We start from the raw sequence: 17,944 nt of genomic DNA on the forward strand, positions 1-17,944 counted from the left end.
CCCTTTATGAAACTAAACTTAGAGCTAGTTGCAAAACTTTTTTTCCGTCTAGCATTCCATAATCAGCCATAGGAATGACTGCAATCGGAACATTCTTTTCATCACAAAGTGCTTTAGATTTATCAAAAGTATAGGCAACTTGTGGTCCTAACAGTGCCACATCTATTTTGTCTAGATAGTCAGCTATTTTTCCTTGAGAATGAGCATCTATCTCTACCTCTACACCCGCAGCCTCTGCTGCTACTTTCATATTGTTGACCAACATGCCAGTAGAAAATCCAGCCGCACAAAAAAGAGCTATTTTAACCATTTTGGTATCCTCCTAAATATAAAATTGGTTTAACTGACTTTTTTTAATTCTTTTCGTAAATCAATGATTTCCTTAATCAAATTGATTTCTGTAATCGATGTCATGAGATGGTCCTGTGAATGCACAAACAGGGCTGTGATTTCTGATTTTATTCCACTGGCTTCTTGAGCTAAAAACTTGGTCTGCATATTATGCGCCTCTAACAAAGCAGCATCTGCCAAGCTTAACTCCTGTTCAGCACGTTCATGCTCACCCGATTTTATAAACGATAATGCTTGATAGGCATGACTCTTAGCATCACCTGCATAGATTATCAAGCCCATAATAATTTGGTCCGCAACAATCATTTCCATTGTTCCTACCTCCTTTTCTTTTTTTAGTAAGTTTTTATGTTTCTTTCGTAAACAAAGTATATCATTTCATCTCAATATAGTAAATAACAAAATCGCTCTTTTTCACCATTTTTGAATAAATTGCACTTTTGTGCTTTTTTTGATAAAATAAAAACATTTACTATCCACCAAGGACAATAAATGTCATTATTTAACCTATCACAAAGAGAAATAGTTGGTGTCTCCATCTAGCTTCAACACCTTCAAGATTGTCCCTTCGTCCGTCACAAGATGATTGATATAACCTGCTCGCAAAATAGCTAGTATTGCCTGAGCCTTATGCTCTCCGTAAGCTAAAGCTAGCGTATTGGGAATATTTTTCAGTTCTTCTAATGAAATAGCTATCGTCCTATCTTGTAGGTCTTCGACAACGGGCTCTCCATTATGATTAAGACAACGACAGCAGGTTTCACCAACCGCCCCCTCTATAGATAACTGATGAAAGTCAGCTTCTGTTAACATATCCAACCACTGAGGATTATTAGCATCTACCCTACCACCAATTCCGACAGCCGCCACATTCAATTTTTTCCAGTCCGCTCTTAACTCTTCAAAATATCTGGATGACAAAATTCCTTCAGCAAGACTTTGATTTTCTTGGATAATAGTCGCGTTGATAAAACTGCACTCTCCTCGAAATTTATTGGCCATATCATAAATTAGAGTATTGACATGATAGCGAGCATGAATATGACTTGGGCCACCAGCAATAGGAACAAATTTTAAACCTTTCATCCGGTGATGTCCCATTTTCTCAACGATTAAACTCAAACTTCTGCCCCAAGAAAAACCAACTATCATGTCATCATCAATCAAATTAGTTAACATATCAGCTGCTGCTTCTGCTAAACGAGATTCTAAAGCAGAAAGATCGCCATCTGAGCTATTCTCTACTAGTTCAATCCTCTTAAGACCATACTTGTTTTGAACATATTTCTCCAACTGATAAAGTCGCTTATCAAAATCTTGGATTTCTATTTTAACAATGCCTTCTAACTTGGCTTTAGTCAGCATTCTACTGACTGTTGTTCTGTAGATTCCTGTTTCCATGGCAATCTCTGCCTGACTTTTTCCTTCTATGTAATAGAGATAGGCAATCTTTGCTAATTGTCTTCTTTTTTCTAGCTTCATTCTTTCCTCACTAAACGATAGTGACCTTAACATTGGCTTTTTCTAGTTCAGCTACAAAAATCTCTGCAATTGAGGTATCCGTAATGACTTGAGCAACTTGACTTAGACCAAATCGACGTACGGTCCCTTTCTTAGTAAATTTGCTGGCATCTGTCAACACAATCATCTGCTCTGAAACTTCAGACATATATTGAACGACCTCACTTCGCATCAAATTCTTTCCTGTAAAGCCGTGCTCACTGTCAAAACCATCTGTTCCTACAAAGGCTTTATCTACATGAAAGAAATGAATCATTTTTTGTAAAAGGGGACCAACTGTCACTTGTGAATCTTTTTGAAATTCACCACCTAATAAAATAACTTGACAACCATCATACTGTCTAACATAATTAGCTATAAAATATGAGTTTGTGATAATAGTTACGTTTCTTTTTGTCTTGCAGATTTCCTCTGCTAACAGAGCACAAGTAGAACCAGACTCAATCATTACTGTTTCATTATCTACTACTAATTTTACCGCTTCCTTCGCGATTCTTTTTTTCACATCGTAGCGAAAAGACATTCGAATATTTAAATCGTCTCCACTATTTAAAACAGCATAGCCATGTTCTCGCCTTAGCAAACCTCTAGATTCTAACTTATCCAAATCTTTACGGATTGTTACCTTGGAAACTTCCAACTGTTCAGATAAACTATTTACATCAATTTTTTCATGTTGAGATACGAGTTCTATAATTTTATCTAGTCGTTCCATTTTATCACCTCGTACTTATTGTACCAAATTATCACCAATTTTCAACTTTTTAACCTTAAAACACTTACGTTCGTAATTGCAAAACTTTCGTTTATAGTGTAAAATTGTATTGTAGCAAAGGAGAAGTCTTATGAACTCGACCAAAGGTATCATTTTTAACATTCAACACTTTTCATTACATGATGGTCCTGGTATCCGTACAACTGTTTTCTTAAAAGGATGTCCTTTACGTTGTCCTTGGTGAGCTAATCCCGAGTCGCAAAAGCGCAATCCCGAACCAATGTTAGATGCCAATACCAAGAAAACTACTATCATGGGGGAAGAGAAAACTGTTGATGAAATCATGGATGAAGTTATGAAAGATGTTGATTTCTATGAGGAATCCGGTGGTGGACTTACTCTATCTGGCGGGGAAATTTTTGCTCAATATGAATTTGCAAAAGCTATCTTAATGGAGGCAAAACTGCGCGGACTTCATACTGCTATTGAAACAACCGCTTTTGTTGAGCAACAAAAATTCGCTGAGTTAATCCAATATGTTGATTTCATTTACACTGATTTAAAACACTATAATACTATTTCACATCGAAAGATTACTGGAGTTAACAATAACCTTATTATACAAAATATAGAATACGCCTTTTCTATCGGAAAAGAGATTGTTTTACGAATTCCTGTCATTCCAGAATTTAATAATTCATTAGAAGATGCTGAGCAGTTTGCCTCACTTTTCAACCAACTCAATATTGATGAAGTTCAACTACTTCCCTTCCATCAGTTTGGCGAAAATAAGTACAAACTTCTTAATCGTAACTATACGATGACCGACGTTAAGGCTCTCCATCCTGAAGACTTGGCAGATTATCAGGCAATCTTTTTGAAACATAATATCAATTGTTACTTCTAATCACACTTTTAATGATATTAACTATCAGAATGAGCAGTATTGACTGATCCGTTCAACGTTCAGAGCAAATTGAATATTTACACTTCTACAAAGATATACTGAATAATAGAACTCTTGGAAACATTATTAAAATGTTTCTGAAAATCACATAACAAAAAAAGCCCACCTCAAGGGTGGGCAAGGGCATCGTTTCCGATGAGAATAGAAGGTTCACACAACTATTCAAGGTCCGCTCCTGCGTTTCAATTTAATGAAGACCTCCCTAGCGTCGAATGTGACATAGTCACTACTCGGCTCATCGCATGAATCTATTCTACCATAATCTCAAGGATTTGCAAGCCTGATTACTCCATTCGTTCTTGAATGGTTACTTGTACTCTATCACCAGCCTGTTTTCCAATAGCTGCTCGAATAGCCTTTTGAATACCAATAATGTAACAGATATTGCCTGCTTCATCCTTAACTCCCATATTGACAATGGAGCCATCATAGGAATGATCGTCAAATGTCGCGGTTACTTTGACCCTCCCCTTGCCAAACTCTTCTCGTATATCATAGGGAAATATGACATAGGCTCCACCCTTGTCCGGTACTGGATGGATAAGGGCTTCAAATTCATAGACTTTATACATGGCTCCTCCTAGATGTACTTACTAGCCTCACGGATGGACAAGCCTGCCATTTGAGAACTGTATTTGTCAAGAAAAGCCCGCACCCAGTCAGGATTGGTCTTAGAATAATCCCGTAAACTCCAGCCAATCGCCTTGTTGATGAAAAATTCTGTCTGATTGAGATTGTTGACCAGGATTTTCTCTAGTAACTCTGTATCTGTCTTTTCTTTCTGCAAGAGTTGGTGGTCAATGGCAATCCGTCTCAACCAGAAATCATCATCCACACTCCATTCCAAAATGGTCTGCTTGGCCTCTGGATTGTCCAACACAATTTTACCAACTAACTTGTCCAAGCCGTCGATACTATCCCACCAAGATTTGCTTTGAGCCAGTTTTTTCAAACGGGGTAAATCAGCTAAAACCAGCTCTTTTTTCTTGGTGACCAGATAATCAATGGCAACATATTGAAATTCACGGTAGTTTTTGGCCCAGCAAGCCTCTACAAAGTTCCAATCAATTCCCGAAGCCTTAAGATCTTTGAAGAATTGCCTTGCAACTTTTCGACGGTCAGGTGTTCGAATGCCTAGAAATTCAAAATGATTCTTCATATAGGCTTTCATAGGCTGGGCATGACTGGCATCCGCTACCGCCAACAAACGTTTTTCTAATTCTTCAATCTTCATTTTGCTTACCTACAAGAGATTTTTGAAGCCAGACAATATCATGCCATGTATCAAATTTATAACCAACTTTTTTGAAATGAGCTACCTGTTCATAGCCCCTCTTCTCATGGAGTGCTATAGAGGCTGGGTTTGGTAGGGCGATACAGGCTAAGAAGTTTTTAAAACCACGCGCTGTCAAGTCCTCTTCCAAGGCATCATAGAGCAAGGAACCGATTCCTTTTCCACGTGCTTCTTGCCTAATATATACAGATAATTCCACCGTCCAATCGTAAGCCGCACGGGCATAGTAGCTTGAAGCATAGGCATAACCTACAAGAGCTCCCTCTTCAACTGCGACCAGATAGGGAAACTTCTCCAAGGTCTTTTCAATTCGACTTACAAAGGCTTCGACAGTCGGCACTTCTGTTTCAAAGGTAATAGCAGTCTTTTCTACATAAGGAGCATAAATTGCCACAAGGTCTGCAGCATCCTCTATCCTTGCGGAACGAATGTCTATCATTTAGTTCTCCAATAATTCTCTATCATAAATGGTATAGTCACAACGATAGATAATCAACCGTTTACCATCAATCAAGAGTTCAGAAGTCTTAGGTGCATCAGATGCATAAAGAGACACTTTATCACCTACATAAGTAGCAAGCGGGGTTCCGTTTTGCGAACGAATCAAAACCACCTTTGCCTTACCTGTAAAATCATTTTTGAGACTAGATACCATACGGTTAACAAGCGGAATTGCACGATCGTAATTTGCAATATCTACTGTGGTTTGATATTTCGCATACAAGTCTTCCAAACCTTCTTCTGCTGCAATCAAAGATGAGCCCACGTGGTCAATTTCGTAATTCCCAAGTGTCACCTTCAAGACAGACGAATCCGCATTGGAATAGCCTTCGGCATCCACCGAGTCAAATTCCTGATTCCGCGAAATCGATAGGGACTTACCAGACATTTCATCTATCAATTGAGAATTTTCATCGTATGTCCGTACCGTCATCTCCAGGCCAATCCATTCTTCCTTGGTATTTTTCCACCAATTTGAAATTGATTGACAGGCAGACAAGGTGACTAGGCTAGTTACTAAAACTGCACTGAGGGCTAACTTTTTATTCCATTTCATATAAAACCTCCAATAGTTGATACCTTATTGTACCATGTATACAAAAAATACCAAAATGACCAGCAGATTGCAGTTTAGAACCCCAAAAATAGCATGGTAATCTTATATAACCTATTCTGTAAAAGAAATAGGAAAAATAAAATAAATATCAATAAATTCATTTCAAAATTACTATATAATCATTTGACTTTTTGTTTGAAAAGGGTTACATTTTATTTGATATATTAACAAGGAGGAACGCTTATGAAGTTACTTGGAAAAGTTGCGCTGATTACTGGTGCTGCATTTGGTCTTGGTAAAGGAATTGCTGAAGTCTACGTAAAAAATGGGGCTCAAATCTGTATGATAGATAGAGATGAAGCCGTTGAGACAACGGCACAAGAATTGCGAGAAAAGTATCATGCAGACATCATTACACATATAGCTGATGTTCGTGAAATAACACAATTACAAGAGGCTGTAAATAAAACGATTGCTACATTTGGTTCTCTACATATAGCCTGTTGCAATGCTGGAGTCTGTCGATTGGCTCCATTTGAAGAATTTACAGAAGAAATGAGAGATTTCCATATCGATGTAAATATCAAGGGTGTCTGGAATACTTGCCAAGTCGCCATTAAGGAAATGCTAAAAGGAAACGGAGGTAGTATTGTCATTGCTTCTTCTGTCACAGGAGATATTGTGGCAGATCCTGGAGAAGCAGCTTATGCCATGACAAAGGCTGCAACAGTAGGTTTAACTAAATGCTTAGCGGTTGAATATGCTCAAAAAAATATTCGTGTGAACTGTACACAATTAGGATACGCACGTACACCAATGGTAGAACAAATGGCTTTAGAGTCTAATCCTGAAAACCCTGAGCAAATCATCGAGGGAATTGCAAAAGCAATTCCAATGAAACGATTAGCTGACCCTAAAGAAGTTGGAGAATTATTTGCTTTTCTTGGAAGCGATGAAAGTAGTTATATAACAGGGGCTCAAATTGTCATTGATGGAGGAGCTACTCTGCCAGAGACTGTTGATATGGGAGTCTAACGCACAATGTAATTAAAAGGAGAATAGCAAGATGAACCATCATCAAGGTATTCTCCTTTTATGCTATAAAAAACCGCCCTATTGGACGGTCATTACACCATTAAAAATTGAAGACATCATTCAAATTCTCAGCCATAGTCGGATGGGTGAAGATTTGAGTTTTGAAGTAGGTATAAGGGATTTTATTATCAATGGCCATAGCAATCAAGTTAATCAGCTCCTCTGAATTGCGACCAAAGAGAGTCGCCCCCAGAACAAGCTTACTTTCCTTATCCACGATAACCTTGAAAATGCCTTTGAGGTCATTATTGACATGGGCACGTGGCATATTGGCAACAGGCAATTCATTGGCAATGTAGTCGTAACCTGCTGCCTTGGCTTCCTTCTCGGTCAGACCGACACGAGAAAGCACAGGCGTGATAAAGACGCTGGTTGGAATAGACTTACGTTGGCTCAAGCTGTAAGTTCCAGTTCCAGTCAATTTACCGAAGACGATACGGAAGTCGTCTAGAGATGTGTAAGTGAATTGTGGTCCGCCATTGACATCGCCCACTGCATAGACACCTGGAACAGTCGTTTCGCAGTAGTCATCCACCTTAACGGCACCATTTTCCAAAAGCTCAATCGCTGTATGTTCCAAGCCCAAGTCAGCAGTGTTTGGCACACGACCTGTCGCATAGAGGACAGCATCAAAGTTAGCTGTTTCACCATTGACAGTCACGGCAACTTGCTCTCCTGCAGCTGCTACTTGCTCGATTTTCGCACCCAAGACAAAGGTCACGCCTGCTTCTTCCATATACTCCTTGGCTAGCTTGGCAACCACTTCTTCTTCTCTCGGTAAAATAGCAGAGCTGGCTTCATATACTGTCACCTGACTACCGAGTTTGCTGTAAAGTCCAGCAAATTCAAGGCCAATGTTACCACCACCGATAATTGCCAACTTGTCAGGACAAACCTCCAAATTCTGAATGCCAGTACTGTCGTAAACGTGTGGCGTATCCAACAAGCCAGGAATTGGAAGAACACGCGACTTAGCACCTGTGTTAATGATAACAGTTTCAGCAGTTAACTCAAGGCTTTCTTCTCCAGCAACTACCTCCACAACCTTGTCAGCCACAAAACGCGCGTGACCTTGATAGAGATGAGCTCCACTGCCTTTCAAGACTGCTTCGTTTTTGTTGCGAAGACGAGTGGTGATGGTTTCTTTTTGCTCCATGACCTGCTCAAAGGTCCAGTTTTTATCCGCTGCTACCAAGAGGGTCTTGGTTGGAATACAGCCGATATTGATACAAGTCCCACCGAACATAGCAGGATTTTCCTCAACCAAGGCAACCTTTTTACCAGCTGCAGAAAGCTTTCCTGCTAAGGTCTTTCCAGCCTTACCAAAACCGATAACTAACAAATCAAATTGTTCCATAAGATACTCCTTTTAATGTTTTCAACCCTAGTCTATCAAAAAAGAAAATTTTTGGCACAATTCTGCTACGGCCATGGAATTTTGGCTCACTTTAGTAAAAAAATAGATAAAAATTAGACAAGATGGCATAACTTTTGCTACAATGTATCCATACACTAATCAATTAACACAAAGGAGTTTTCAATGCGAAAAATATTACACTATTGTAAAACCTATTTCCCCATTCTTTTAGCCAGCTTTGGCTTTGTAAGAGGCTGTCAGATTATCTTTGAAGAATTGGCCAAACCAAATGGCATGGAAGCCAAGTATCCCTTGTTTTTACTAACTATCTCTGTTGCTACCCTTTATATCATTCCTCTGGTCTATTTTATCCGCTACTTGGAAAACCGCTATGCTATTTCCAAAAAAGTCAGTCATTTAAGTTGGATTTTGGGACTGACTGCCGGAGTGGCTTTTTCAGACTATGGACACACAGCTATTGGCTACTTTTTGCTAGAGATTGTTAAGGTCAGTGATGATTTTCGTTATGACTGGGGGGCTGCTGTTTCTGCCCCGTTTGCAGAAGAGTTTGGCAAGGCTCTGGTTGTTGTCTTAGTTTTACTAATTGCAAAAAAAATGACGATCAAACATGCCTTGGTCAGTGGTATCATCGCTGGTCTTAGTTTCCAAATCGTTGAAGATATCATGTTCACTTTTCGTGATATGTTTATTGGTAAACTGGATGGGTTTGAGACCATTATCGGTCGTGTTGGACAGGCTGGTTGGACCCACTGGGTATTTACCATGCTCTTTGCTATTGGCATGGTGGCACTTTTTACCAAACAAAAAGCCATGTCAATAGTTCAAGGTCTATTTTGGATTGCGGCAAGTATCAGTCTGCACTTCTTCTTCAATTCTCCATTACACACTGGTATGTTGACAACCCTACTCCCAATGGCTAGTGTCTTGCTGGGACTTCTTGCCTTTCGAACTGTTGATACATTTGCAGAATAAACTAACAAAGAGACTAAATGATAAGCATAAAATCACCTTTACTAATTGTGATTCTATGTTTTTTTATCTAATCATCTTTATGCTATCCTGACTTTCCAACCCACCTCACCAGTTCCTTTATCCTAGCTTTATCTTAACTTTTTAAATTCGTTTTAGAAAGGTTTGTAAATACCGAGAAGTATGATTAAAAAGTTCTCTCACATCCTACTTTTTCATCAAAAATATATGGTATATTGACATCTTGATTTTACTCTTGTATAATTAAAGTGATAAAAATAAGTTAGGAAGATTTACTATTAGAAGTTGAAAAATAAAACATGTCAATTGGACTGTGGTTCGTTAATAGAAGGGAAACAAGATGAAAAACAAAACTATTTTTATGATTGCATTGACTCTAGGATTATTATTACTATTTTGGAGAGGTTCACCCCTTAATGCAGCAGAAAGTAACTCTTATATAGCAGACCATAGTCAGAAAGTTGAGTTGGACAATCTAACCCTACCAACAGAAGTTAGAGTGGGCGATTTTGGACAAATACGCCGTAGCCTCTCGGATAGTTACTACGACTTAGAATTCAGTCTTGATTTTGAGGTAGAGGATGCTTCTGTGCTATCAATAGGAGAAAAAGGAGATTGGAAAGCACTTAAAGCTGGAATAACATCCGTTACCGTCCTTCCAGCACAACCAGATAAAAAACAAAGTTTTTTAAATGAATTATCACAAAAAAATTGGACTTATTTTCCTGGTGTTTATTTAGGACAGACTCCCGTTTCTTCACATCAACAATCTTCCCCAGAAAAGACGACCTTCACTGTAACCGTCCTCGAAACAAATGAACCCCACCAATTAGACACTCCAATTCCTATGTATAGACTATATAATCCAGTTAACCACGAGCATTTTTATACCTCAGATGAGCATGAAAAAGATTATCTGGTAAAAATTGGATGGGGAAATGATGAAGGAATTGCTTGGCATTTCATAAATGCTACTTCAAATGACAAACCTGTTTATCGTCTCTATAATCCCATTCTCAAAGACCATCACTATACCTTGGATAAACATGAGGTAAACGTTTTAACAAGTCGATTTGGTTGGAAACAAGAAGGTATCGGATGGTATTCAAATGGAAACAAAGAAGTGCATCGTTTGTTTCATCCAGGATTAGTCAGTGGTTCCCATCACTATACCTTGGATAAAAATGAAGTCAGAGTACTTCAAGAAAGAGGTTGGATCTATGAAGGTGTCGCTTGGTATGCTTATTAGGTGGAGATGGAACATTCATTTCAAGAATTATAAAAATTACTGAGGAGACACATTCTACAAATAGTCAGACTATTTCTCTAAATAAAGAGCGTCTAAACTCACATAAACAGAAAAGCATAGACTCATTTTACCTAAATAAAATGAGTCTATGCTTTTTTCTTGCCGGCAATCCTATTTTATAAACTTCTATTGTTCTATCTAGAACAACCCAACTGCTGTACCATCTTCTGCCACGTCCATATTGAGGGCAGCAGGTTTTTTTGGAAGTCCTGGCATAGTCATGACATCACCTGTTAAGGCAACGATAAAGCCTGCACCTAATTTTGGCACAAATTCACGGACTGTAATGTCAAAGTCAGTCGGTGCCCCCAGCGCAAACTGATCATCAGAGAAGCTGTACTGGGTTTTAGCCATGCAGACTGGCAATTTATCCCAACCATTCTTAGCAAATTCAGTCAATTGATTACGGGCTTTTTTCTCGAAAACGACACCAGTACCACCGTAGATTTGCGTAACAATCTTAGTCACTTTCTCTTCCAAGCTATCCTCAGCCTTGTAAAGACGTTGGTAGTTGGCCGCTTGATTTTCAATGGTGGCAACAACTGTTTCAGCTAGCTCAACACCACCATCAGCGCCATTTGCCCAAACGCTCGCCAACTCAACAGGTACACCAATTTCAGCGCAAAGTTCTTTCAAAGCAGCGATTTCATCAGCTGTATCTGAGACGAATTCGTTAATAGCAACGACTGCTGGAATACCATACTTCTGGATATTTTCCACATGACGTTTGAGGTTGGCAAAACCAGCTTTCACTGCCTCTACATTTTCAGTTGACAATTCTGTCTTAGCTACACCACCATGCATCTTAAGGGCACGAAGTGTTGCGACAATGACCACTGCATCGGGTGCTTTTGGCAGGTTCGGTACCTTGATATCAAGGAATTTCTCTGCTCCAAGGTCAGCACCAAAGCCTGCTTCTGTGACGGTATAGTCGGCCAATCGCAGAGCGGTTGTGGTTGCCAGGACTGAGTTACAGCCATGAGCGATGTTAGCAAATGGACCGCCATGGACAAAAGCTGGCGTGCCATAGATAGTTTGGACAAGGTTTGGTTTGATAGCATCCTTCAAAATGAGGGTCAAAGCACCTTCCACCGCCAAATCACGCACGTAGACAGGACTGCGATCGAAACGATAACCGATCACGATATTGGCCAATCGTTCTTTCAAGTCATTGATGTCTGTCGCCAAACACAAAATCGCCATGATTTCAGAAGCAACGGTAATATCAAAACCATCTTCACGAGGAATACCATTGAGCGGACCACCCAAGCCAACAGTTACTTTACGCAAAGCACGGTCGTTGAGGTCCACCACCCGTTTCCAAATGATACGGCGTTGGTCAATACCGACTGCATTTCCTTGGTGGATATGGTTATCAATCAAGGCTGAAAGAGCATTGTTTGCCGTGGTAATGGCATGCATGTCGCCTGTAAAATGCAAATTGATGTCTTCCATTGGCAAGACCTGAGCATAGCCACCACCTGCAGCTCCGCCCTTGATACCCATAACAGGACCCAAAGATGGCTCGCGGAGGGCAATCATGGTTTTCTTGCCAATCTTTGATAGTGCATCAGCCAAACCGATGGTAATAGTTGACTTACCTTCACCAGCAGGTGTTGGGTTGATAGCTGTTACTAAAATCAACTTACCTGGTTCATTGTCTTTCACCGCATTGATCTTATCAAAAGATAATTTTGCCTTGTATTTTCCATAAAGTTCAATATCATCAAAGCTGATACCAACTTTTTCAACGATTTCTGTGATAGGTTTCAAGGTCACACTTTGTGCAATTTCAATATCTGTTTTCATGAGAGCTCCTCTTCCTTAATTTTCACAAACATTATACCATACAAAAATCAATTTTCGCATCATTTTCATCAATTTACAGAAAATGTACGGTTTTTAACGATTATTCCTTATTTTTCTTGGAAGGTGTTCGAAAAATCAGTCTAGAAAGACTACTGATAATCGTATTGAGTAAAACTTTGTGAAAATCCCTTCTCAGAAACTTTACGAAAAATGGAAATTCTAGTAAAATATGTACATGAAACTATTGATTACATCAGGTGGAACAAGTGAAGCCATCGACCAAGTCCGTGCCATTACCAATCATGCCTCTGGCAATCTCGGAAAAATCATTGCTGAACAGGCTCTGAAAGGTGGACATGAAGTGACACTGGTTACAACAAAACAGGCTCTTAAACCACTGCCACAAAAGAATTTAACCATTATTGAAATCACAAATGTTGAGAGTTTAAAATCGACTTTAGAACCTCTGGTTAAGTCCCACCACGCCCTCATTCATAGCATGGCGGTATCAGATTATACACCTGTTTATATGACTGGCTTGGAGGAAGTTGAAACAACCGAAGATATCTCTAGCTTATTAGATAAGAAAAATGCTGAAAGCAAAATTTCTTCCAAAGATGACTATCAGGTCCTTTTCCTCAAGAAAACACCCAAGGTCATTTCCTATGTCAAGAAATGGAATTCAGCTATCCAACTAATCGGCTTCAAGCTCTTAGTAGATGTTCCAAAGGAAGAACTATTTGCAGTTGCCCGCCAAAGTATTGAACGCAATGGTGCAGACTATATTGTGGCCAATGACTTGATAGACATCAAGGGCAATCAACATATCGCCTATTTGGTAGACAAGACTTCTGAAGTTCAAGCGACTACAAAAGAAGAAATTGCTCAGCTGATTTTGAAAACCTTGGAAAAAGGAGAAACAAATGGCTAATATTACTCTTGCCGTTACAGGCTCCATTTCTGCCTATAAGGCAGCAGACTTGACCAGTCAATTGACAAAACTGGGTCATCAGGTGACTGTCCTCATGAGCCGCTCTGCTATGGACTTTATCACACCCTTGACCTTCCAATCATTGTCCAAAAATCTAGTCCACACAGATGTCATGTTAGAAGAAAATCCTAGCTCTATCAAGCATATCGATATTGCCAAGGCGACAGACCTCTTCATCGTGGCACCTGCTTCTGCCAATACCATCGCGAAATTGGCACATGGTTTTGCAGATAATATGGTTACCGCAACAGCTCTGGCTCTACCTCTTGGGACCAAAAAACTAGTTGCCCCTGCCATGAATACCAATATGTACCTAAATCCTGCTACACAGAAAAATCTTCAAACCTTGGCAGAATACGGCTTTGAGGAAATCAAACCACGCGAAGCTCTACTAGCCTGTGGCGATTTTGGAACAGGTGCCCTTGCTGAAATTGAGATTATATTAGAGAAAGTGAGTTCTATTTTTAATGAAAACTAACAAAGCCAACCAAGTCGCAACCCTAGCTATTTTTATTGCTGTTATGGTCGTGATTGAAACCATCAGTCAGGCTATCTTTGCTGCCTTTGTCCTCCCTGTCAAACCAACCATTACCCACATTCCTGTTATCATTGCCAGCATTATTTATGGTCCTCGGATTGGTGCCCAGTTGGGTGGATTTATGGGGATAATGAGTATCATCCGTAATAGCATAATCCTTTCACCCTTGAGCTATGTTTTCTCTCCCTTTGTTGAGAATGGAAATATCTATTCTGTCATCATCGCTCTTGTACCACGGATTTTGATTGGCGTGACTCCATACTTTATCTATAAATTACTGCAAAATAAAGCAGGTCTTGCACTCGCTGGTTTAACCGGTACGCTCACCAACACCATCTTCGTTCTTTCCGGAATTTTCTTCTTCTTCGGTGGAGTCTTCAAAGGAGATATTCAAGCTGTTTTGGCAGCCATCGTCTCTGTCAATTCTATCGCTGAAATGGTCATTGCAACCATTCTAACCCTTACCATTGTTCCTGTTTTGCAGAAAGTTCGAAAATAAATATCAGAAAATCATGTGAAAGCGTGATTTTTTTTTTTGAAAATGGTATAATGAAAGCGTTTAATAGAAAAATTTTAAGGAGATATGCGATGACTTATCAAGAAAACTATCAGACATGGCTCGACTTTGCGGACCTTCCAGATTACTTGCGTGAAGAATTAGTCGCAATGGATGAAAAAACCAAAGAAGATGCCTTCTATACAAACCTTGAATTTGGTACAGCGGGAATGCGTGGTTATATTGGTGCGGGTACTAACCGTATCAACGTATTCGTCGTTCGTCAAGCTACAGAAGGTTTGGCAAAATTGGTAGAATCAAAGGGTGAAGAAGCTAAAAAACGTGGTGTTGCCATCGCTTACGACTCACGTCACTTCTCTCCAGAATTTGCCTTTGAATCAGCTCAAGTTTTGGCAGCGCATGGCATCAAATCCTATGTATTTGAAAGCCTTCGTCCAACTCCTGAGTTGTCATTTGCAGTTCGTCATTACAATGCCATCGCAGGTATCATGGTGACTGCCAGCCACAACCCTAAAGAATTTAACGGCTACAAGGTTTACGGTGAAGACGGCGGACAAATGCCACCAGCTGATGCAGATGCATTGACCAACTTCATCCGCGCCATTGACAATCCATTTGCAGTTGAATTGGCTGACCTTGAAGCAAGTAAGGAAAATGGCTTGATTACAGTTCTTGGCGAAGAAACTGATGTTAAGTATCTTGAAGAACTCAAAGACCTCAACATCAACCCTGAACTGATTGCGGAATACGGTAAAGACATGAAGATTGTCTACACACCACTTCATGGTACGGGTGAAATGTTGGCTCGTCGTGCCCTTGCACAGGCTGGCTTTGAGTCTGTTCAAGTTGTGGAAGCACAGGCAACTGCTGACCCTGACTTCTCTACTGTCGCTTCACCAAACCCAGAAAGCCAAGCTGCTTTTGCCCTTGCGGAAGAATTGGGCCGTGAAGTCGGTGCAGATGTTCTTCTTGCAACTGACCCAGATGCTGACCGTGTTGGTGTTGAAGTTCGTCAAGCAGACGGTTCTTACTGGAACCTCTCTGGTAACCAAATCGGTGCTATCATTGCTAAGTACATCCTTGAAGCCCACAAGCAAGCAGGTACACTTCCTGCAAACGCTGCCCTTGCTAAGTCAATCGTATCCACTGAGTTGGTAACTAAGATTGCTGAAAGCTACGGCGCTACCATGTTCAATGTCTTGACTGGTTTCAAATTCATCGCTGAGAAAATCCAAGAGTTCGAAGAAAAACACAACCATACTTACATGTTTGGTTTTGAAGAAAGCTTCGGCTACCTCATCAAACCATTCGTGCGTGACAAGGATGCTATCCAGGCTGTGCTTATGGTTGCTGAAATTGCTGCCTACTACCGTTCACGTGGCATGACCTTGGCTGACGGTATCGATGAAATCTTCAAAGAATACGGCTACTTTGCTGAGAAAACAATCTCTGTTACCCTTTCTGGCAAAGACGGTGCAGAACAAATCAAGGCAATAATGGCTAAGTTCCGCGATAACTCACCAGCACAATTCAACGCAACTGACATCGCAGTCTTTGAAGACTTTGCCCTTCAAACCAAAACAGATAAAGATGGAAACGTTGAAAAACTCACTACTCCTCCATCAGATGTCTTGAAATACACCTTGGCAGATGATTCTTGGTTTGCCGTTCGTCCTTCAGGAACAGAACCAAAAATCAAATTCTACATTGCAACGGTTGGTGAAACCCTTGCTGAAGCAGAAGAAAAAATCGCCAACATCGAAAAAGAAATCAACGAATTTGTTGGGTAAGAATTGGAAATCAAAAAGAGTCGCACACCGCGGCTCTTTTTTTGGCTCTATAATTTCTGTAGTGGGTAAAACCACTGTAGAGATTATGGAGCCTTTTTGAGTATAGAAAAAAAGTCCCATATGACCTATAATGAAAAGCGACTAAACAACTCATTAGAAAGACTCATATGGAACAACTAAATCTTATCACAAATTTTCTCAGAATTAAAGACAAAAATATTACTATCTCTAATGAATATGACCTGGGAACTCACTTAGAACTCCACGGTCACTTGGATTACACAGCCCCTAAATGCCCAAAATGCACGGGACAAATGGCAAAATACGATTTCCAGAAAGCCTCTAAAATCCCCTACTTAGAAACAGCTGGCTATCCCTTACTTATCCGCCTCAGAAAACGTCGTTTCAAGTGCAAAGAATGTGGGAAAATGGCTGTCGCTGAAACTCCTCTTGTCAAGAAGCACCATCAAATCGCTGTCGCAGTTAACCAGAAAATCGCTCAATTACTCATCGAAAATCAAGCAATGACACATATCGCACACAGGCTATCCATCTCAACATCATCAGTTATTCGAAAACTAAATGAATTCAAATTTGAAACGGATTGGAACAAGCTTCCAGAAGTCATGTCCTGGGACGAGTATGCCTTCAAGAAGGGGAAGATGAGCTTTATCGCACAAGATTTCAACTCCCTGAATGTCATAACCATTCTGGACGGAAGAACTCAAGCAACCATTCGAAACCACTTTCTGCGCTATCCTAGAAAGGTTAGAAATCGGGTCAAAGTCATTACCATGGATATGTTTAGTCCATACTACAAATTGGCTAGACAACTATTTCCAAACGCCAAGATTGTTCTGGATCGCTTTCATATCGTGCAACACCTTAGTCGTGCTATGAACCGTATCCGTATTCAAATTATGAACCAACTCGATAGAAAATCGCCGGAATACCGTGCCTTGAAACACTACTGGAAATTGATACAACAAGACAGCTGTAAAATCAACGATAAACGATTTTATCGCCCTATGTTTCGAATGCATTTGACTAACAAGGAAATTCTAGAAAAACTCCTATCCTACTCAGATGAACTCCGACAGCACTATGAACTCTATCAACTTCTCTTATTCCACTTCCAAAAGAAGAACTCAGACCATTTCTTTGACCTCATCGAACAGGAATTAGCCACTATTGATCCTATTTTCCATACGGTATTTAAGACATTTCTAAAGGATAAAGAAAAGGTTTTGAATGCCCTGGAATTGCCTTATTCCAACGCCAAACTGGAAGCTACCAACAACCTCATCAAAGTCATTAAGAGAAATGCCTTTGGTTTCAGGAACTTTGAAAACTTTAAGAAACGAATTTTGATTGCCTTAAACATAAAAAAAGAGAGAACGAATTTCGTCCTCTCTAGATGTTAGCTTTTCATCTACCCACTACAGTTGACAAAGAGCCCTTTTTTTGATGAATAAAGAGAGGCTGGGCAAAAACTAGCCGCTCATACATAAAAAACGAGCAATTCCAATTAGGAGTTGCTCGTTTTCCATTTCATGCTTTATAATTATAATAACGACAAAACAACTAGAAAGGCATGAAAATGTATAAACAGTATAACACAA

18 protein-coding genes and 1 pseudogene are annotated in these 17,944 nt (G+C 39.9%); 9 read left to right on the forward strand and 10 right to left on the reverse strand.

Annotated elements, in window-relative coordinates; translation table 11 throughout:
• Positions 1–4 precede the first annotated feature (4 nt).
• From C1G57_RS01950 to C1G57_RS01965, 4 genes are all read right to left on the reverse strand, one after another.
• Positions 5–310 carry a PTS sugar transporter subunit IIB gene (locus C1G57_RS01950; RefSeq protein ID WP_105113531.1) on the reverse strand — a complete coding sequence of 102 codons (306 nt, stop codon included), beginning with the start codon at positions 308–310 and terminating at the stop codon, positions 5–7.
• A gap of 29 nt (positions 311–339) precedes the next feature.
• The gene (locus C1G57_RS01955; RefSeq protein ID WP_029185942.1) at positions 340–663 is read right to left on the reverse strand and encodes a PTS lactose/cellobiose transporter subunit IIA; all 324 of its coding nucleotides are present in this window, start codon (positions 661–663) and stop codon (positions 340–342) included.
• Positions 664–861: 198 nt separating this feature from the next.
• Complete coding sequence (locus tag C1G57_RS01960) at positions 862–1,833, reverse strand: sugar-binding transcriptional regulator (RefSeq protein ID WP_029185943.1); 972 nt, start codon at positions 1,831–1,833, stop codon at positions 862–864.
• Between the two features lie 10 nt (positions 1,834–1,843).
• Positions 1,844–2,587: a DeoR/GlpR family DNA-binding transcription regulator gene (locus tag C1G57_RS01965; RefSeq protein ID WP_105113532.1), complete on the reverse strand. Its 744-nt coding sequence runs from the start codon at positions 2,585–2,587 to the stop codon at positions 1,844–1,846.
• A 130-nt stretch (positions 2,588–2,717) separates the two neighbouring features.
• On the opposite strand from C1G57_RS01965, the pseudogene C1G57_RS01970 reads away from it, so the two are divergent.
• Positions 2,718–3,494 (forward strand): annotated as a pseudogene (locus C1G57_RS01970) (glycyl-radical enzyme activating protein).
• A gap of 344 nt (positions 3,495–3,838) precedes the next feature.
• Here the strand turns inward: C1G57_RS01970 and C1G57_RS01975 are convergent.
• The 4 genes from C1G57_RS01975 to C1G57_RS01990 are packed head-to-tail and all read right to left on the reverse strand — an operon-like array spanning position 3,839 to position 5,905.
• Positions 3,839–4,126, reverse strand: a complete 288-nt coding sequence (locus C1G57_RS01975) for a DUF1905 domain-containing protein (RefSeq protein ID WP_105113533.1) — start codon at positions 4,124–4,126, stop codon at positions 3,839–3,841.
• An 8-nt stretch (positions 4,127–4,134) separates the two neighbouring features.
• Positions 4,135–4,788 (reverse strand): DNA alkylation repair protein, encoded by a 654-nt coding sequence (locus tag C1G57_RS01980; RefSeq protein ID WP_105113534.1) that lies wholly within the window; start codon positions 4,786–4,788, stop codon positions 4,135–4,137.
• Positions 4,778–5,287 carry a GNAT family N-acetyltransferase gene (locus tag C1G57_RS01985; protein ID WP_105113535.1) on the reverse strand — a complete coding sequence of 170 codons (510 nt, stop codon included), beginning with the start codon at positions 5,285–5,287 and terminating at the stop codon, positions 4,778–4,780. Before C1G57_RS01985 ends, C1G57_RS01980 begins: the two co-directional genes overlap by 11 nt.
• Positions 5,288–5,905, reverse strand: coding sequence for a DUF5052 family protein (locus C1G57_RS01990; RefSeq protein ID WP_105113536.1), 618 nt, complete (start codon positions 5,903–5,905; stop codon positions 5,288–5,290).
• Between the two features lie 243 nt (positions 5,906–6,148).
• On the opposite strand from C1G57_RS01990, the gene ucpA reads away from it, so the two are divergent.
• Positions 6,149–6,940: an SDR family oxidoreductase UcpA gene (gene ucpA, locus C1G57_RS01995; protein WP_105113537.1), complete on the forward strand. Its 792-nt coding sequence runs from the start codon at positions 6,149–6,151 to the stop codon at positions 6,938–6,940.
• Between the two features lie 100 nt (positions 6,941–7,040).
• On the opposite strand, the gene C1G57_RS02000 is transcribed toward ucpA, so the two are convergent.
• Positions 7,041–8,357 carry an FAD-containing oxidoreductase gene (locus C1G57_RS02000; RefSeq protein WP_105113538.1) on the reverse strand — a complete coding sequence of 439 codons (1,317 nt, stop codon included), beginning with the start codon at positions 8,355–8,357 and terminating at the stop codon, positions 7,041–7,043.
• Between the two features lie 183 nt (positions 8,358–8,540).
• Here C1G57_RS02000 and C1G57_RS02005 point away from each other — a divergent pair, with 183 nt between their 5' ends.
• Positions 8,541–9,350 (forward strand): PrsW family glutamic-type intramembrane protease, encoded by an 810-nt coding sequence (locus C1G57_RS02005; protein ID WP_105113539.1) that lies wholly within the window; start codon positions 8,541–8,543, stop codon positions 9,348–9,350.
• 358 nt (positions 9,351–9,708) lie between these two features.
• Positions 9,709–10,617, forward strand: a complete 909-nt coding sequence (locus C1G57_RS02010) for a hypothetical protein (RefSeq protein WP_105113540.1) — start codon at positions 9,709–9,711, stop codon at positions 10,615–10,617.
• A gap of 198 nt (positions 10,618–10,815) precedes the next feature.
• On the opposite strand, the gene C1G57_RS02015 is transcribed toward C1G57_RS02010, so the two are convergent.
• Positions 10,816–12,486 carry a formate--tetrahydrofolate ligase gene (locus tag C1G57_RS02015; RefSeq protein ID WP_105113541.1) on the reverse strand — a complete coding sequence of 557 codons (1,671 nt, stop codon included), beginning with the start codon at positions 12,484–12,486 and terminating at the stop codon, positions 10,816–10,818.
• 235 nt (positions 12,487–12,721) lie between these two features.
• Between C1G57_RS02015 and C1G57_RS02020 the strand changes: the two genes are divergently transcribed.
• The 5 genes from C1G57_RS02020 (at position 12,722) to C1G57_RS02040 (ending at position 17,746) form a co-directional block, all read left to right on the forward strand.
• Positions 12,722–13,417: a phosphopantothenate--cysteine ligase gene (locus tag C1G57_RS02020; RefSeq protein ID WP_161941088.1), complete on the forward strand. Its 696-nt coding sequence runs from the start codon at positions 12,722–12,724 to the stop codon at positions 13,415–13,417.
• Complete coding sequence (gene coaC / locus C1G57_RS02025; RefSeq protein WP_105113543.1) at positions 13,410–13,955, forward strand: phosphopantothenoylcysteine decarboxylase; 546 nt, start codon at positions 13,410–13,412, stop codon at positions 13,953–13,955. Before C1G57_RS02020 ends, coaC begins: the two co-directional genes overlap by 8 nt.
• Positions 13,945–14,514, forward strand: coding sequence for an ECF transporter S component (locus tag C1G57_RS02030; RefSeq protein ID WP_105113544.1), 570 nt, complete (start codon positions 13,945–13,947; stop codon positions 14,512–14,514). Before coaC ends, C1G57_RS02030 begins: the two co-directional genes overlap by 11 nt.
• Positions 14,515–14,603: 89 nt before the next feature.
• Complete coding sequence (locus C1G57_RS02035; protein WP_029185965.1) at positions 14,604–16,322, forward strand: phospho-sugar mutase; 1,719 nt, start codon at positions 14,604–14,606, stop codon at positions 16,320–16,322.
• A 167-nt stretch (positions 16,323–16,489) separates the two neighbouring features.
• Complete coding sequence (locus C1G57_RS02040) at positions 16,490–17,746, forward strand: ISL3 family transposase (protein WP_105113545.1); 1,257 nt, start codon at positions 16,490–16,492, stop codon at positions 17,744–17,746.
• The last annotated feature ends 198 nt before the right edge of the window (positions 17,747–17,944 follow it).

The organism is Streptococcus suis (assembly GCF_002960425.1).
GTDB lineage: Bacteria > Bacillota > Bacilli > Lactobacillales > Streptococcaceae > Streptococcus > Streptococcus suis_S.

Bases quoted from the DNA above. Each gene is read 5' to 3' on its own strand.
- C1G57_RS01950 (WP_105113531.1), bottom strand. From the start codon at position 310: ATGGTTAAAATAGCTCTTTTTTGTGCGGCTGGATTTTCTACTGGCATG.
- C1G57_RS02015 (WP_105113541.1), bottom strand. From the start codon at position 12,486: ATGAAAACAGATATTGAAATTGCACAAAGTGTGACCTTGAAACCTATC.
- C1G57_RS01980 (WP_105113534.1), bottom strand. From the start codon at position 4,788: ATGAAGATTGAAGAATTAGAAAAACGTTTGTTGGCGGTAGCGGATGCC.
- C1G57_RS01960 (WP_029185943.1), bottom strand. From the start codon at position 1,833: ATGAAGCTAGAAAAAAGAAGACAATTAGCAAAGATTGCCTATCTCTAT.
- C1G57_RS02030 (WP_105113544.1), top strand. From the start codon at position 13,945: ATGAAAACTAACAAAGCCAACCAAGTCGCAACCCTAGCTATTTTTATT.
- C1G57_RS02035 (WP_029185965.1), top strand. From the start codon at position 14,604: ATGACTTATCAAGAAAACTATCAGACATGGCTCGACTTTGCGGACCTT.
- C1G57_RS02010 (WP_105113540.1), top strand. From the start codon at position 9,709: ATGAAAAACAAAACTATTTTTATGATTGCATTGACTCTAGGATTATTA.
- C1G57_RS02020 (WP_161941088.1), top strand. From the start codon at position 12,722: ATGAAACTATTGATTACATCAGGTGGAACAAGTGAAGCCATCGACCAA.
- C1G57_RS01990 (WP_105113536.1), bottom strand. From the start codon at position 5,905: ATGAAATGGAATAAAAAGTTAGCCCTCAGTGCAGTTTTAGTAACTAGC.
- coaC (WP_105113543.1), top strand. From the start codon at position 13,410: ATGGCTAATATTACTCTTGCCGTTACAGGCTCCATTTCTGCCTATAAG.
- C1G57_RS01985 (WP_105113535.1), bottom strand. From the start codon at position 5,287: ATGATAGACATTCGTTCCGCAAGGATAGAGGATGCTGCAGACCTTGTG.
- C1G57_RS02005 (WP_105113539.1), top strand. From the start codon at position 8,541: ATGCGAAAAATATTACACTATTGTAAAACCTATTTCCCCATTCTTTTA.
- C1G57_RS01965 (WP_105113532.1), bottom strand. From the start codon at position 2,587: ATGGAACGACTAGATAAAATTATAGAACTCGTATCTCAACATGAAAAA.
- C1G57_RS01975 (WP_105113533.1), bottom strand. From the start codon at position 4,126: ATGTATAAAGTCTATGAATTTGAAGCCCTTATCCATCCAGTACCGGAC.
- C1G57_RS02040 (WP_105113545.1), top strand. From the start codon at position 16,490: ATGGAACAACTAAATCTTATCACAAATTTTCTCAGAATTAAAGACAAA.
- C1G57_RS02000 (WP_105113538.1), bottom strand. From the start codon at position 8,357: ATGGAACAATTTGATTTGTTAGTTATCGGTTTTGGTAAGGCTGGAAAG.
- ucpA (WP_105113537.1), top strand. From the start codon at position 6,149: ATGAAGTTACTTGGAAAAGTTGCGCTGATTACTGGTGCTGCATTTGGT.
- C1G57_RS01955 (WP_029185942.1), bottom strand. From the start codon at position 663: ATGGAAATGATTGTTGCGGACCAAATTATTATGGGCTTGATAATCTAT.